This is a genomic window from Clostridium sp. BIOML-A1 (assembly GCF_009874105.1).
Classification (GTDB): Bacteria; Bacillota; Clostridia; order Lachnospirales; family Lachnospiraceae; genus Coprococcus.
Genome location: NZ_WWTL01000011.1, coordinates 73,896 through 89,960, shown reverse-complemented (window position 1 = coordinate 89,960; position 16,065 = coordinate 73,896). Strand labels below are relative to the sequence as shown.

Sequence of the window (16,065 nt, the reverse complement as noted above, 5' to 3'; positions counted from 1 at the left end):
AAAGGTACAGTGTCTAATTACTCTATATAGTAACTTTTTCTTTTTAATTAAACATTTGTTCTGTTTATGTTATGCTATTGTTGTATAATTGAAAAGAAAGCAGGATGTGATGTTCCGATTATTCGATGCCCTCTAGTTTACAAAGGAGGGTGATGCCCTATGAACACGCTTGAAGTTTTAACTTTAGTGCTAGTAATTTTTGCGGCTCTGTCTTACATAGACAATCATAATAATAAAAAGAAATAGCATCCTCCGACCAAAGTGAATGCTATTTCTTAATAAATACCATATTACTGAGGGCAAATCGGATATTACATCCGATTACCTTTCTAAGTAGATTATATACTAGGGCATTTGTTTTTTCAAGTGCCCTTTTTGGTCCTATGTCAAGATTTAGTACAAGTTAATATGAGAAACTTTTGCCATTTTATATACACTTTCCATCACAGAGTATAATGGCATAAAGTGCAGAGATTAATTAGACACAAGTGGTTTATCATTTATGGGTAAAACAAGAAATTTTATGAAAGGCAGAGAAGCCTCAACTCAAAAATAGAACCTTGATTGGCTCTATTTTTCTACCTAAAAACAGAGCAACCTTTTACAATTGCTCTGCCTAATTTACTAAAGTGTTATCTTTTCATAACGACCATTTCTGGCAACATACACCGGTAACTCTGCATACTCGCTGTAAGCCTTAACACCACATCTATCACTTAGATCCATAGTACTGTAATAACGTTCAGACACTACAATACCAATCTGTCTAGCTTTCTGTGATAGCAGAACTTCATTCTCCCTTTTTAGAACATCCAGTGTAATTGCAGGGTATGCACCACACAGATTCATAACAATCTCCATATCTGTTGGTATTGGAATACCAAATAGTAAATGACTCTCAACAAAAGAATCTGAAAAGCATAGACCTTTTCCTGTTACATAAGTTGCACAGGTACTTCCATTATCTGTACATAAATCCGAGGCACTCATATAAATTAAATGCTCGTAATCAAGATCATATATTAATGCGATCTCGCGCATATTATTCTGATACCAATCTGTTGTACCATCAAGAGTGTTTACAACTCTCGTGGAAATTGTATAAGGTTTGCACATTTCTTCTAAGTAAGATTTCTTCAGACTTAACACAGTTTTTATCAACACAGGGCCTATCAAATTATCATCCACTGCTTTATTTATTGTAATAATATTACAATAAAACTTTTTTAACACTTTTTGCAATGCCTGTAATGACTCAAGCAGACTGAATAGAAGGCTTTTAAATTTACAATATTCCCTTTCTTCCACAGTCTGAATCTTATCCTGGAAAAAGGTCTTTAAAGCTGCTAAAAAGGCTGCTTTCGTCTTACCATCTAAAAGAAAATCCTCTTCTGTTAATTCATAATTTTCCTCAGAATCTGTTAAAAAGCTATACAGGTTTCGCATATCGCTTATAAAATTCGTCATGAAAATATCAACATCGTCTGAAATATCATGAGATTTAGCTAACTTGTAGCTACTTAGAAGCGATTTCAAATAAATAGAATAATTAACAAAATTACATAAATACTGAGCATCTAAACTGTTCTTTCTGATTGAATCCATAATAACACTTAGCGTTATAACTACCTTCTTTAGATAGTCATAATGCATTTTCCTTTCTTTGTAAATAATTAAAGAGACAACTACTAGTATCTGAGCAGGCATTGAGTAAGAGATTACAAAATCAAAAGAAAATGTCTATTGAGCTATAAAAGCTTTGGTAGACATTTTTTATTGTGCGCTGACCGCACACGCTTTTAAAGTCCAAATTCACCCAATAGTGAAAAGCTGAATCTGGGAACAGAAATTCTTCTTCTTTTGTAAGTAATTATTCAACAAAACTACTTATATGATAGGCCGTAACACCTTTTTCTTCTGCGTATTTTAAATAAGGTAACACATCATCAATAAATACAGTTTTTTCTAGCTCAGTAAAATTATGACTTACAATCCAGTCCCATATGCGAGTTTTAGAACCTTTCATAATTGCGCCATATTCAGTTTCAATACAAGTATCATCCTTAGATACCTTGTAAATTAAACTATTATAGTGATCAAAATAATTAAGAAACGAATCCCAATATTCTTCTGGCACAAACCAAAACTTACCGTTGAACTCAATGTCCTTGCAGTTTTCTTTAAGCCATACAATTTTGTCTTGTAATTCCACAGTTGATATGATAGCACCACATATCCAAATCCCATCATGTTTTGCTCTTTTAAGTGTTTTAATTATAGATTTTAATGGTCTACTATGCAAAAAAATATGATTCTCTATCTCTTCTCTAGTTTGCCCGTTAGTAGTCCCATCTTTTGCACTTACATGATTATTAAAGCGGTATTCAGCTAAAGTGCCGTCTATATCTACATAAACATATTTATTTCTCAAAGCTTTTATCATTCTTTTACTCATACGTTTCCTTCCCTAAAAACACCTCCCTTTCTTTTTCAAAAAAGAGAAGAATGTAATTTTTAGCTTAACTTAACAACACCTAGCATTATAGCTACCTCCTTTAGATAGCCATAATGCATTTTCCTTTCCTTGTAAATGATTAAAAAGACAAATTAAACATAAAATAATGAGGTAACCTTTTACAGTTACCTCACCAAAATTAAAATAAACTTAGATTTTCGCACAAACTGAAAATCTCGAAGACTCTAAATCTCCAAAAAGATTTTCAGTTTGCAGGAATAATCTAAGTTTATTTAAGAACAATATCATTCTCAACAACAATTACTGAACTCTGTCCAACTTTCCAGTCAGAAGCAGAGTAGACAACGTAATAAGTCTTTTTTGAAGCCTCTTTGCTCAAGTACAGATCAGAAGCACCTGCATCAACACAGACTCTACCATTTTGCTCTGCATTATCTACAAAATGCTTCACATACTGCTGAATAGAAGTATCCCAACGATAGTAATTAAAATATGAAGCAGTTACCCAGTATGTCTTGCCATTATTAGTGTACTTGTCCGGCAGAGCTGTATTATCTGTGGCGCCATCCCAATAAAGTTCTGGCATAATAGTGCCTTTGTGACACTCTTCTGCATGCCTTGAAAGAGACAAATCTACATTTTCTAATGTAATATCCGCTCCGCACTCATTACAGTACCTATGAATTTTTTCATTTTTCTCATATACATAGTACTGTTTTACAACACCACTCTCTACATATAACAGATTAGAATACTGCTTCTCGTTGATTGCATGAATCCACTTTGCGTATTCCCAATTGCTTGGATTGTAAAGTCTGCACCAACCAGTGTATAACTTACCATCTGCACCATACAACTTATAGTCTACATGCTTACCAGCTTCATAGAACTTGCTCTCATACTCACCAGTGTAATCTCTCCACGCTAATGTGTAGTATTTGCCATTCTCCTTTTTCATATTAGGATGCTCTGAAAGTTTGAATGTTGATTCATCACTGTAAATCATATCACCGTCATCAAAGTTCCAAAGTTTAGGAAATTCTCCAACACTGCCATTGGCTAGCTCATACTGGCACTTCTGCAATTTACCGCCAGAAGTTCTGAATTCTCCTTCAGTAAGCTTTTCTTCAGGTTCACTTGGATCCTCTGAGTCACTCTGGGCTACACCATCTACATATTTCACGCCGTCATAAGTACCATTTGCAAGCACGCCATCTACATAGTACTTGCCATTAGACTTACGCATACCGGTGTAAAGTTCACCATCTTTGTAGAACTTGCCATTACAAGTGCCAGTGCCTAAGACGCCATCCTTGTAGTATTTACTCTTGTAAATACCAGTGTAAAGTTCGCCATCCTTGTAGTATTTATTCTTGTAGCTTCCAGTAGCAAGTTCACCATTTACATAGTATTTACCATTTGATTTACGCATACCAGTATAAAGTTCACCATTCTTGTAGAAATTGTTCTTGTAATCACCAGTAAGTAAACTGCCCTCGAAGTATCGCTTGCCATTGTAGCTTCCAGTGCCTAAAACGCCATCCTTGTAATATTTATTCTCGCAGATACCGGTAGCAAGCTTGCCATTTCTGTAGTATTTGCCATCAACAATGCCACTGGCATAATCGCCATTTACATAGTATAGTTTTTTGTAAGTTCCAGTAAATTTCTTCCACTTCTTACCATCCCACTTTACACGCAAGCCAGACTGGTCAGTAGTAATAGTGTCCTTTTCAGCAGGTTTAACCTTTCCCTTAACATAGTACTCATTATCAAAAACACCACTATACTTCTTCCAAGTACCATTTATATCCAGATTATCTGTAGACTGCTCGTCAATTCCAGCTACGAAAACATAGCACACATCTTTTTCAATCTTAAAAGATGCTGTTGCAGCTTTATTAAAATAGTACCGCACATCCTTGACCTGTTTCCAACCAGTTACATTTTCAGGGTTACCCTTTGCATTTTTGTAAACAGCCGTTGTTTTATCAGTCCCAGCAGTAATTGATGACTTAATCGTTCCTCTCTTACCGATACTAAATCGGTAAGTTTTACCATCACTTAAAGTAAATACTCCAGTATACTTTTGGTAAGACTTCTTGGTCTTATTCCATTTTTTAAGTGTCTTTTTATCTGAATAGTACACATATGTTGCAGATTTATTACCCTTTCCGAAGTAATACTGTGTTTTACCAGTTTTCCATTTATCACAGCTTTTTGAATAAACAGTTTGCTTACCACCTTTGTAATAATAGTATTTTCCACTCACTTTTGCTACTCCGGAAGCTTTCTTGCCCTTATTAAAGTAGTAAGACTTGTCATTGCTTAATCGTTTGGTACCAGTATACTTCTTATAAACTTTCTTGGATTTATTCCATTTCTTAAGATACCACTTACCAGAGTTCTTGTACCACACATAAGTAGCATAGTTCTCTTTGCCATCAAAGTAATACTGGGTACTTCCTTTCTTGTACCAACCCTTTTCAGGTTTAACTGCCTGCTTCCCCCGATACGCAACATATTTTTTACCACTTCTCTCTACCTTTGTTACATCCGCACCAGATTTCACCTTAATAGTTGCAGCATCTACAACGCTTCCACTTACTGGGATACTTGCTGTAATCACACAGGCTACAATTAATGCAATAATGATTCTTTTGAAATTTTTCATAGAAATTCCTCCTTCAACATACACATTTATTTGGTTATCTGCTGTACTGGAAATCTTCTTCCTTCATTACAACATTAATTATTAATAAAGATTTAAAATTATCTTTAAGGTCTGTAAATTCAATAATCGTAAAAGAATTTATCTTATTACACTAACTTTTATCAACAATTCTTAAAACTTATCACTATATTTATACGTTCCTGATTAATGTCCTGTGCTATTATAACACACAAACGGTATAGTGTCTAATTACTCTTTGTAGTAACTAATTCTTTTTTAATTGAACATTTGTTCTATTTGTGTTATACTATTGTTGTATAATTGAAAAGAAAGCAGGATGTGATGTTCCGATTATTAGATGCCCTCTAGTTTACAAAGGAGGGTGATGCCCTATGAACACGCTTGAAGTTTTAACTTTAGTGCTAGTAATTTTTGCGGCTCTGTCTTACATAGACAATCATAATAATAAAAAGAAATAGCATCCCCAACCCTCGCTAAAGTTTAGGATGCTATTCTTATTAGTTTTTCTCAACTGAGGGCAAATCGGATAACACATCCGATAACCTTTCTAAGTAGATTATATACTAGGGCATTTGTTTTTTCAAGTGCCCTTTTTAATTGTCTTATAACTGCTTCTTTCCGGTACGAATCCTACCTTTCTTCCCTACAACCGCAGCTTTGTTCCTTTACTGCCGCGTTTACATGCTTTGATTCGTGTAAACAGGATCTCTGTGTTATCTACAAAGAAGCTGTCCTTTGTGCTGCCGACTGCTACTTCTTCGATCTCATCATCGTCGGTGATGTTTACCAGGCGGATGCAGCCTGCGCCTTTTCCCTTGACCGGGATCTCGCTGATCTGGATTCTTGCATAGTAGCCAAGCATACTCTTTACAACGATGAAATCTTCCATCTCTGCATCATGGATAAAGATGATATCTTCTTCCTGCTTGGACGCTGCGATCATCTTACGAAGTACATCGTAGTTATTTCCCGGAACCAGCTTTGCCTGACCATGCTTGGTCACAAATAACAGGTTCTTATCTATGATCTGCTCGAGGCAGCACATATATAATATGTTTTCATTTCCATTCATATTGCAGAATTCAAAGATCTGAATACCCTTATCCGACAATCTGCCGATCAGACCGGAACCATTTCCCTTTTTACCGGTATTCTTCTTTGCCTGAAGCTTGATGATATCAGCAACCTTGATCATATACATCTGATTATTATCTGCAAATACACCGACACGTTCTGTGTTCTTACATTTGAATGAGAACCGGTAGTCTTTGTCGATCTGCGCTTTGTTTTTATCATAAAGATTGGCATCAACGACCTTGATATAATAGAAACGATCGAGAAGTACAGCAACCTCTGTCTCGACTGCCTGTGCCTTCTTAACGACAACTTCGCCACAATCTGCGATCACAGTCTTTCTTGGAATCGCATATTTCTCCTTAATCTCTAACATATCTGCGATCATCTGCTTCTTCATATTGCTCTTGCTTTCAAGCAGCTTTGAATACTTCTTGATCAGCTTCTCTGCATCTTCCAGTTCTTTCTTAAGGGCATTTACTTCCAGACCGATGAGCTTCTGTAAACGCATGGCAAGGATCGCATCTGCCTGTTTCTCGGTAAAGCATAAGAACTTTGCATCTGCCTCTGAACCTTTGAACCGGAATGTAATGTTGGAGGTATCTCCATGCATCAGACATGCCTTTGCATCCGCTACCTTCTTACTTCCACGCAGAATCTCTATGATCAGGTCGATACAGTCAACCGCTGTAAGAAGACCGGTCTTGATCTCCCGTACTTCCATCTGATTTTCTAACAACTTCGTGTATTTAGTATTGTATAGTCCGTATTTGAAATCTGTATAGATTGACAGGATCCGCTTCAGTCCCATGACCTCCGGCTTGCCGTCATAAATACAGTTGATATTTACACCAAAGGTATCCTCAAGTCCTGCCTTTTTATATAAAATATTAATGATATTCCGGATTTCTTCATCTGTTGTACCCTTCTTTACATCGATACACAAACATTCTCCGTTCTTATCTCCACGGTCAGCGATATCTACAACGGCCGGTAATTCACGGTTTCTGGTAAGCTCTGCAACCGTATCCAAGAACTTCGCTGTTCCACCGATCATCGTAAACGGGATCTCGGTTACACAGATACTTTTTCTTCCATGACCGATATCACGGATCTCCACCTTACCTCTGACCTTGATCCTGCCAAGCCCTGTTTCATAGACCTGCATCAGATCTTCCTTGGATGCATTGATGATGCCGCCGGTTGCGAAATCCGGTCCTTTCATCACATCTAATAGATCCTCAAGCGGTACTTCCGGATCATTCAGATACATCACGGTTGCATCAATCACTTCTCCGAGATTATGTGTCGGAATATTGGTCGCCATACCAACTGCAATTCCGGTCGAACCACTGACTAGGATATTCGGAACCTGAAACGGAAGAAATGTAGGCTCTGTCTCTGTTCCGTCGAAGTTTGGAATAAACTGATCCTTAAAGAAAGACAGATCCTTCATGCAGACATCCTCGGTATATTTGGATATTCTTGCCTCGGTATATCGCATTGCCGCTGCACCGGAGCCATCTACCGAACCAAAGTTACCATGCGGATCTACAAGCGGGATCGGAAGCTTCCAGTTCTGCGCCATATTTACAAGACCTTCATAGATTGAACTGTCTCCATGTGGGTGATATTTACCCATCGTATCACCGACGATTCTCGCACATTTACGATGTGGCTTATCTGAACCTGCCAGACCATTTAATGAATACAGGATACGACGCTGTACCGGCTTTAAACCGTCCCTGACATCAGGGAGCGCACGTTCTGTTATAACGCTCATGGAATAATCTACATAGGATTGTCCCATTTCACTTTCATAATCAACATTTAAGATTTTTTCAGACATAGATTTCCTCTTTCCTCTTAGATATCAAGCACTGCATCTGTACTGTGTGTCTCAATATATTCTCGTCTCGGTGCTACTTCTGTTCCCATCAACGTCTGTGTCAGCTTATTTGCTTCCACGATACTGTTGATCGATACCTGCTTTAACACACGGCTCTCCGGGTTCATCGTTGTCTCATAGAGCTGGTCTGCATCCATTTCTCCAAGACCTTTGTAACGCTGGATCGTGAATTTACCGGTATGCTTCTTTCGATAACGGTTCAGTTCTTCATCTGAATACAGATACTGCATATGCTTGCCCTCGCCCACTCTGTAAAGCGGCGGGATTGCGATATAGATGTGACCCTCATTGATCAGATCCGGATAAAACCGATAGAAAAATGTCAGAAGCAATGTAGCGATATGCGCGCCATCGACATCGGCATCAGTCATAATGATGATCTTGTCATAGTTTAATTTATTAATATCAAAATCGTTGCCATAGCCCTGCATAAAGCCGCATCCAAATGCATTAATAAGTGCTTTGATCTCGGCATTCTCAAGAACCTTGGCTACTGTTTTCTTCTCTACGTTTAAGATCTTACCACGAAGTGGCAGGATCGCCTGATATTTACGGTTTCTGGCTGTTTTAGCAGAGCCACCGGCAGAATCACCCTCGACTATGAAAATCTCGCATTTGGACGAATCATTGGATTCCTGCTTGGCAAGCTTTCCATTTCCTTCAAAGGAGAATTTATTCAGATTGATCTTGGATTTTTCCAGAGCCTTCTTCTTAGACAGGCTGACTGCACGATCACAGATATCCTTTAAGACATCGTAGTTACGGTCAAAATAAACAGTAAGCTGTTCTTTTACAATATCATCGACTGCCTTTGTAACGTCTGTATTCGACAGCTTCGTCTTCGTCTGCCCTTCAAACTGCGGATCCGGATGCTTTACAGATATGATCGCCTGCATACCGGAACGAATATCCGCACCACTTAAGTTTGCATCCTTTTCCTTTAATAACCCAAGCTCATTTCTTGCATACGAGTTGATCAGCTTTGCAAATCCTGACTTGAAACCTGTTACATGTGTTCCGCCTTCCGGATTCGTGATATTATTTGTAAAACCGATGATGTTTTCTTCCCCATCCTCTGTCATAACGAATACGATATCAGCAGTTATATTCTCTTTCTCTCCGCTGATCGCAATGATCGGTGAAGTATGTGTAAGTCCTTCCGATATATCCTCTACAAATGCGGACAGACCGCCCGGCTGATGGAATACGACCGGTTCCTTGCCGTCTCTCTTATTATGAAATGTGATCGTAAGCTCCGGATTCAGATATGCCGTTTCCTTGATTCTCTGCATGATCGCATCGGCTTTGAATTTTACTGTTTCAAAGATCGTATCATCCGGATATAGGGTTACCTTTGTTCCGGTTCGTTTCTCTTTTAACCGGGTACGCGGCAGATTTCCTTCCGGAGTCAGCTCCGTTACCGGAACGCCATACTCATAGCTGTCCGTGTAGAGATATCCGTCTCTTGCGACCTCAACCAATAGCTTCTTTGATAACGCATTTACAACAGCAGAACCTACACCATGAAGACCACCACTGATCTTATATGTGGAGCTGTTGAACTTACCACCGGCATGCAGTACGGTATATACGACACGTTCCGCAGGTATTCCCTCTGTCTCATGTATATCAACAGGAACACCCCGTCCATCATCTGACACGGTCGCTGAACCGTCTTCATTGATACTGACATATATATTTTTACAATAACCTGCAAGGTGCTCGTCCACGGAGTTATCGATCAGCTCCTGAATCAGATGGTTCAGACCGCTTCTTCCGGTGTTACCGATATACATACCCGGTCTGAGTCTTACAGGCTCTAGTCCCTTCAGCACCTCTATATTTTTTGCACTATACGACATAACATTTCCTCTCTATCCACATAATCATTGATTAGTATATTCTGTATTCCATTTTTTTGCAAAGAAATTATTCTGTTTCTTTCTTTTCAATACCGATTTTTTCTTCGATATCGTCTGTCTCCCCGATGATATCCAGATCAAAATAGAATACAACTCCATCTTTTACATTATACACACCATAACACTTCTTATGTGCCTGCATGGTAGCCGCGACAATGGACAGACCGATGCCGCTTCCGCCATATTCTCTGGTTCTTGCCTTATCTACCTTGTAGAACTTGATGAACAGCTTCTCCAGTTCGCCCTCCGGTACATTTGGTCCCTGATCATATACATAGACACGGAGATTTCCAAGGATCGATCCTTCTTCATATGTGTCTCCCGGTTTTTCATACATATATTTTTCTGTCCAGACACGGACTTCTTTCTCTTTATAGCAGTAATGGATCGCATTTGTCAGATAATTACGGAAGACTTCTTCGATCATGAATTCGTCCGCATAGACATTGATCGGATCTACATCATCATAAACGATCGTAACCTGACTCTGCTCTGCAAGGATTGCAGACGAATCGATGGAATTATGGATCAGATCAACGATATTGAACATTTCCTTATTCACTCGGTTCTGCCCGAATTCTATCTCATTCAGATCAAGTAACTGCTTTACCAGCTTATTCATCTTGTTTGCTTCATCAACAATGACATCACAGTAAAAATTCTTACTTTCTTCATCATCATTGATATTATCCCGCAAGCCTTCTGCATAACCCTGTACCAGTGCGATTGGTGTCTTTAATTCATGTGATACATGTGACAGGAATTCCTTACGCATCTCGTCAATCTTGATCTTCTCATCAATTTCCACCTGAAGCTTCTGGTTTGTCTCCTTAAGCTCCGTCAGCGTCTTATTCAGCTTATACGACAGATCATTCATATAACAGGACAGCTCACCGATCTCATCATTGGACGGATGCTCGATCCTTGCATCAAAATCAAGAGTTGCCATTCGTTTTGCAACCCTGGTAAGCCGTTTGATCGGTCCGGCAAATATCTCACTGACAAAATACATCAGAATACAACTGATGATTGCTGTTGTAATCAGTACAGCCATAAAATATTTGATCGTTGTCTGGATCGTGGAATCCACTCTGGCAATTGTGGTACGCACGATAATAACAAATCCATTATCCAGAAATCCGAGCAGATCAAAATAACTCTGAGCTGTATCCTTATCCTTTGTGATCTGTATCTTATAATCCTTATGCTTCTCGACCTCTTCCCGTTCGATCTGGGAATTATTCGCATCTATACTGTCTGAGAACATCAGGAACTCACCGATACTTTTCAGATTGTTAAATACAGCCGTATCCTCATTTACCGTTGTATAGATCTTCATATGAACATCATCCACAATATAGATCATCGCATCGGATTTATTCTCGAGCAGGCTCTCCATGCTGTCAAGGTCATAGCTGCCATCTCTGTTCTTATTTGATGAATCTTTGAAAAAAGCATCACATTCCTGATAGGTCTGGATCAGATTATTTTTCAGTTCATTGTAATAATATTTTTTAATGAAGATAACGGACAAAATGCCTGACAGCAGGATCATCACAGTAATGATCGCCATCAGACAAAGTGTTATCTTACTCCTTATCGACCTTTTTCTCATCATCCACCTCGAACTTATATCCCATGCCCCAGATCGTCTTGATATAGTCACCTTTATCCTTCAACTTGCTTCTGAGCTTCTTTACATGGGTATCGATCGTTCTGGCATCTCCAAAATAATCATAATTCCATACATTATTCAGTATCTTCTCTCTGGATAATGCAACTCCTTTATTCACCATAAAATAATTCAACAGTTCAAATTCTTTATAACTGAGCTCGATTGGTTCTCCATCGATCGTTACGATATGGGCTGCAAGATCCATCGTGATACCGCCTGCTGAGATCACACTGTCAGCCGGTACATCACTGGTTCTTCTTAAGATTGCTTCTACTCTGGCAACCAGGATCTTCGGACTGAACGGCTTCGTGATATATTCATCAATACCAAGTTCAAATCCCAGAAGTTCATCTCTTTCATCTGACTTTGCAGTCAGCATGATGATCGGAACCTGTGAGAACTTCCGTATCTCCTTACAGGTCTCCCAGCCATCCATCTTCGGCATCATAACATCTAAAATGATCAGTCCGATGTCTTTATTATTCATAAAGATATCAACCGCTTCTTCACCGTCTCCTGCTTCCAGAACGATATATCCTTTCTTACTCAGGAAATCCTTGACCAGCTTACGCATTCTGCTCTCATCGTCAACTACCAATACCTTTATACTATCCATATGCGACCTCCTGTTATTTCCATTTCTTGCTGTATTCTAACAAACATCTATGTCATAAATGTGAATTTCAATCGGGAAATTTACCTTTTTCTCTTTTTCTTCTCCACAACCGGGTGATTTGCTTCATATTTCGCATACAGATCCGGTCGCCGTTCTTTTGTCCGGCTGATCGACTGTTCCAGTCTCCATGCCTCTATATTCTTATGATGACCGGAAAGCAGCACATCCGGAACCTTCTTCCCCATGAATTCTACCGGTCTTGTATATTGTGGATATTCTAACAGATCGTCATGAAAGGATTCGATCTCCGCACTGTCATCATTGTTCAATACCCCAGGAACCAGTCTGGATACAGTATCAATGATTGCCATTGCCGGAAGCTCACCGCCGGTTAAGACAAAATCACCGATCGATACATAATCCGTTACGATCAGCTCCAGCACACGTTCATCGATACCCTCATAATGTCCGCATAAAAGCACCAGATCATCTTCAACAGCAAATTCTTCTGCCACCTTCTGTGTAAATGTCCGTCCCTGCGGTGTCATATATATAACCTTTAATTTCTTTCCTGTCTTTTCACACAAATACTGATAGGCATTATAAACCGGCTCCGCCTGCATCACCATTCCGGCTCCGCCGCCATACGGATAATCGTCTACATGCTTATGCTTATCCTTTGTAAAATCCCTGATATTCACTGCTTCAATATGGATCAGCCCTGCTTCCATCGCCCTGCCGGTAATACTGGTTCTAAGCCCGTCCATGATCATATCGGGGAATAATGTAAGAACATAAAAATTCATCATTCTCTCCATTCGTCCTAATCTTCTGCGATTTTCAGAAGATGTACCTTTACCGTTTTATTTACCGTATCAATATCTGTTACCCATTCCTTTACAACCGGAACATAGATATCGTCCTGTCCTTTTTTCTTTATAACAAAGATATGATTCGCCGGTGTCTCCAGTACATCATCGATCACACCGATCTCTGTGTCATTCTGATCGTATACCTTTGATCCAATCACATCACAGATAAAGAACTCACCATCCTCTAAGGCTACGGCATCCTCTCTGTTTACAAGAATATCATACTGTCTTAAAGCTTCTACATCATTTATACTATCATACCCTGCAAACTTCAAAACTACCATGTTTTTTAAAAATTTACAGGATGTACATTCAGTTTCAATCTCTTTGCTGCCTGATACCAGAAAACATTTTTTCAGGCTTTTAAATCGATTCAGGTCATCCGTTGTCGGATATACTTTTACCTCTCCCTTGATACCATGCGGTGCTGTGATCACACCCACTCTCAGTCTGTCTTCCAAAATTATATCTTTCCTCCACTATAACTAAAAATGGGGGAGTTATGATAACTCCCCCAAAAAGATCTTTGTACTACTTAATATCTACAATTACCTTTTTGTCACCCTTTGAAGCAGCTGCTTTTACAACTGTACGGATGGATTTGGCAATTCTGCCTTGTTTTCCGATAACCTTGCCCATATCCTCTGGTGCAACAGTCAGTTCAACTTTAATTATATCGTCTTTCTCTGTCTCAGTAACAGATATTTGCTCTGGATGATCTACTAGGGATTTTGCAATGATTTCAACTAAATCTTTCATTTAAACACCTCCCTGGTGATATTATTTTTCAATACCTGCCTGCTTGAATAACTTAGCAACAGTCTCAGTTGGCTGAGCACCTGTCTGAAGCCACTTCTTAGCTGCTTCTTCATCGATTTTTACTACGCTTGGCTCCTGGTTAGGATCATATGTTCCAATCTCCTCGATGAATCTACCATCTCTTGGGGATCTTGAATCTGCAACGATTACTCTGTAAAAAGGATGCTTCTTATAACCCATTCTTCTTAATCTGATTTTTACTGCCATTTTGTTTGTTCCTCCTGAAATAAAATATAAAATATAAAAATTTATTTAAATCCAAACGGAAGCTTGAATCCACCGTGGCGTTTTTTGCCACCCATCATACCGGACATCTGCTTCATCATTTTCTTGGATTGTTCAAACTGCTTTAAGAAACGGTTGACTTCCGCGATCTGAACGCCCGCGCCGTCTGCAATACGTTTCTTTCTGGATGGTGAGATCGGATCCTTCAAACATCTCTCATTCGGTGTCATGGACTGAATGATCGCCTTCGGCTTCTTGCCTGCATCTTCATCAATCTGTACATTCTTCATCTGACTGGACATTCCGGGCATCATGGAGAGCAGGTCTCCGATTCCACCCATCTTCTCAAGCTGATCCATCTGTTCCATAAAATCATTGAAATCAAAGGATGCTTTCCGGAACTTCTGTTCCATCTCTTTCGCTTTCTCATCATCGATCGCATTCTGTGCTTTCTCGATCAGCGATTCCACATCACCCATTCCAAGAATACGGCTCGCCATACGGCTCGGATAAAATGGTTCCAGATCTGTCAGCTTCTCACCCATTCCTGCATACAGGATCGGCTTTCCGGTAACAGCCTTAATGGAAAGTGCCGCACCACCTCTGGTGTCACCATCTAACTTCGTTAGGATCACACCATCTATACCAATCTTATCGTTAAATGTCGTTGCAACATTGACAGCATCCTGTCCTGTCATCGCATCAACGGTAAGAACTGTATATGTAACATTGATATTTTCCTTGATCTCCGCAAGCTCATCCATCATATCTTCATCTACATGAAGTCGTCCGGCAGTATCGATAAATACCAGATTCATATGATTCTTTTCTGCATGCAGGATCGCAGCCTTGGCAATATCAAGCGGCTTATGATTATCTCCCATCGTAAAGACAGGCACGCCAACCTTTTCACCATTGATCTGCAGCTGCTTGATCGCAGCCGGTCTGTATACATCACAGGCAACTAACAATGGTTTCTTGCCTTTATTCTTAAACTGATATGCAAGTTTTGCAGCCGTTGTTGTCTTACCGGCACCCTGAAGACCGCACATCATAATGACTGTAATCTCATTTGACGGAAGTAATTTCAGCTCTGTTACATCAGAACCCATCAGCTTATCCATCTCTTCTTTTACAATCTTAATGACCATGTGTCCGGGATTCAAACCCTTAAGGACTTCTTCACCAACAGCTCTGTCACTTACAGCTTTGATAAATGATTTAACAACCTTGAAGTTTACATCGGCTTCCAGTAAAGCACGCTTTACTTCTTTCATTGCCTCTTTTACATCATCTTCTGTAAGAACACCCTTGCTTCTCAGTTTCTTGAAAACATTTTGAAGCTTGTCAGATAAACTGTCAAAAGCCATGAATATCTCCCTTCGTTCCTAACACTCATCTACTAAAACTCGTCCAGTATCCGATCCGATAACCGGTCGATTGCTTCTATCTTCGAATTCAGCCTGTCATCCCGATTCTCCTCCATCAGCTCTGAAATGCAGTCTTTCATCTTCTCGACCTGCTTTCTCGCTTTCATGAATTTGTCAACAAGCTGTAACTTATCTTCATATTCTTCCAAGATCTTATCGCAGCGCTTGATCATGTCATAGACACCCTGTCTGCTGATCTGATTCATTCTGGCAATCTCGGAATAGGACATATCATTATTGACCACATCTTCATAAATTGCTTTCTGATGCTCCGTCAAAAGCTCTCCATAAAAATCATATAATAAAGACTGTCTGACTATTTTCTCCATACGATCACCGCCTGTAAAGTATT

Annotated in this window: 13 protein-coding genes; all 13 read right to left on the bottom strand. The window is 39.3% G+C overall.

What is annotated here, in order from left to right; all coding sequences use genetic code 11:
* Positions 1-624: 624 nt before the first annotated feature.
* Positions 625-1,605, bottom strand: a complete 981-nt coding sequence (locus GT641_RS09875; protein WP_161117422.1) for a hypothetical protein — start codon at positions 1,603-1,605, stop codon at positions 625-627.
* 265 nt (positions 1,606-1,870) lie between these two features.
* Positions 1,871-2,455: a hypothetical protein gene (locus GT641_RS09870; protein WP_161117421.1), complete on the bottom strand. Its 585-nt coding sequence runs from the start codon at positions 2,453-2,455 to the stop codon at positions 1,871-1,873.
* A 289-nt stretch (positions 2,456-2,744) separates the two neighbouring features.
* Positions 2,745-5,150 (bottom strand): hypothetical protein, encoded by a 2,406-nt coding sequence (locus GT641_RS09865; protein ID WP_161117420.1) that lies wholly within the window; start codon positions 5,148-5,150, stop codon positions 2,745-2,747.
* 664 nt (positions 5,151-5,814) lie between these two features.
* Positions 5,815-8,094 carry a DNA topoisomerase (ATP-hydrolyzing) subunit A gene (locus GT641_RS09860; RefSeq protein WP_161117419.1) on the bottom strand — a complete coding sequence of 760 codons (2,280 nt, stop codon included), beginning with the start codon at positions 8,092-8,094 and terminating at the stop codon, positions 5,815-5,817.
* Between the two features lie 17 nt (positions 8,095-8,111).
* Entirely contained in the window at positions 8,112-10,016 is a 1,905-nt protein-coding gene (locus GT641_RS09855) for a DNA gyrase subunit B (RefSeq protein WP_008401000.1), read from the bottom strand.
* A gap of 67 nt (positions 10,017-10,083) precedes the next feature.
* Positions 10,084-11,691, bottom strand: coding sequence for a HAMP domain-containing sensor histidine kinase (locus tag GT641_RS09850; protein WP_243143738.1), 1,608 nt, complete (start codon positions 11,689-11,691; stop codon positions 10,084-10,086).
* A complete protein-coding gene (locus GT641_RS09845) occupies positions 11,666-12,367 on the bottom strand; it encodes a response regulator transcription factor (protein WP_008401003.1) in 702 nt (233 codons plus the stop codon). The genes GT641_RS09850 and GT641_RS09845 overlap by 26 nt, the downstream gene beginning before the upstream one ends.
* 80 nt (positions 12,368-12,447) lie before the next feature.
* The gene (trmD, locus tag GT641_RS09840) at positions 12,448-13,173 is read right to left on the bottom strand and encodes a tRNA (guanosine(37)-N1)-methyltransferase TrmD (protein WP_044945005.1); all 726 of its coding nucleotides are present in this window, start codon (positions 13,171-13,173) and stop codon (positions 12,448-12,450) included.
* 17 nt (positions 13,174-13,190) lie between these two features.
* Complete coding sequence (gene rimM, locus GT641_RS09835; protein WP_044945007.1) at positions 13,191-13,700, bottom strand: ribosome maturation factor RimM; 510 nt, start codon at positions 13,698-13,700, stop codon at positions 13,191-13,193.
* Positions 13,701-13,770: 70 nt separating this feature from the next.
* Positions 13,771-13,998, bottom strand: a complete 228-nt coding sequence (locus tag GT641_RS09830; protein WP_008401006.1) for a KH domain-containing protein — start codon at positions 13,996-13,998, stop codon at positions 13,771-13,773.
* A 21-nt stretch (positions 13,999-14,019) separates the two neighbouring features.
* Positions 14,020-14,265 carry a 30S ribosomal protein S16 gene (gene rpsP, locus GT641_RS09825; RefSeq protein WP_021943973.1) on the bottom strand — a complete coding sequence of 82 codons (246 nt, stop codon included), beginning with the start codon at positions 14,263-14,265 and terminating at the stop codon, positions 14,020-14,022.
* Positions 14,266-14,306: 41 nt separating this feature from the next.
* Positions 14,307-15,653 (bottom strand): signal recognition particle protein, encoded by a 1,347-nt coding sequence (gene ffh, locus GT641_RS09820; RefSeq protein ID WP_008401009.1) that lies wholly within the window; start codon positions 15,651-15,653, stop codon positions 14,307-14,309.
* Between the two features lie 32 nt (positions 15,654-15,685).
* A complete protein-coding gene (gene ylxM, locus GT641_RS09815) occupies positions 15,686-16,042 on the bottom strand; it encodes a YlxM family DNA-binding protein (RefSeq protein ID WP_021943974.1) in 357 nt (118 codons plus the stop codon).
* Between the last annotated feature and the right edge of the window lie 23 nt (positions 16,043-16,065).

Excerpts from the sequence above, each read along its gene's own strand:
- ffh (WP_008401009.1), bottom strand. The coding sequence starts at position 15,653 with ATGGCTTTTGACAGTTTATCTGACAAGCTTCAAAATGTTTTCAAGAAA.
- GT641_RS09855 (WP_008401000.1), bottom strand. The coding sequence starts at position 10,016 with ATGTCGTATAGTGCAAAAAATATAGAGGTGCTGAAGGGACTAGAGCCT.
- GT641_RS09860 (WP_161117419.1), bottom strand. The coding sequence starts at position 8,094 with ATGTCTGAAAAAATCTTAAATGTTGATTATGAAAGTGAAATGGGACAA.
- GT641_RS09865 (WP_161117420.1), bottom strand. The coding sequence starts at position 5,150 with ATGAAAAATTTCAAAAGAATCATTATTGCATTAATTGTAGCCTGTGTG.
- GT641_RS09845 (WP_008401003.1), bottom strand. The coding sequence starts at position 12,367 with ATGGATAGTATAAAGGTATTGGTAGTTGACGATGAGAGCAGAATGCGT.
- GT641_RS09875 (WP_161117422.1), bottom strand. The coding sequence starts at position 1,605 with ATGGATTCAATCAGAAAGAACAGTTTAGATGCTCAGTATTTATGTAAT.
- GT641_RS09830 (WP_008401006.1), bottom strand. The coding sequence starts at position 13,998 with ATGAAAGATTTAGTTGAAATCATTGCAAAATCCCTAGTAGATCATCCA.
- ylxM (WP_021943974.1), bottom strand. The coding sequence starts at position 16,042 with ATGGAGAAAATAGTCAGACAGTCTTTATTATATGATTTTTATGGAGAG.
- rpsP (WP_021943973.1), bottom strand. The coding sequence starts at position 14,265 with ATGGCAGTAAAAATCAGATTAAGAAGAATGGGTTATAAGAAGCATCCT.
- trmD (WP_044945005.1), bottom strand. The coding sequence starts at position 13,173 with ATGAATTTTTATGTTCTTACATTATTCCCCGATATGATCATGGACGGG.
- GT641_RS09850 (WP_243143738.1), bottom strand. The coding sequence starts at position 11,691 with ATGAGAAAAAGGTCGATAAGGAGTAAGATAACACTTTGTCTGATGGCG.
- GT641_RS09870 (WP_161117421.1), bottom strand. The coding sequence starts at position 2,455 with ATGAGTAAAAGAATGATAAAAGCTTTGAGAAATAAATATGTTTATGTA.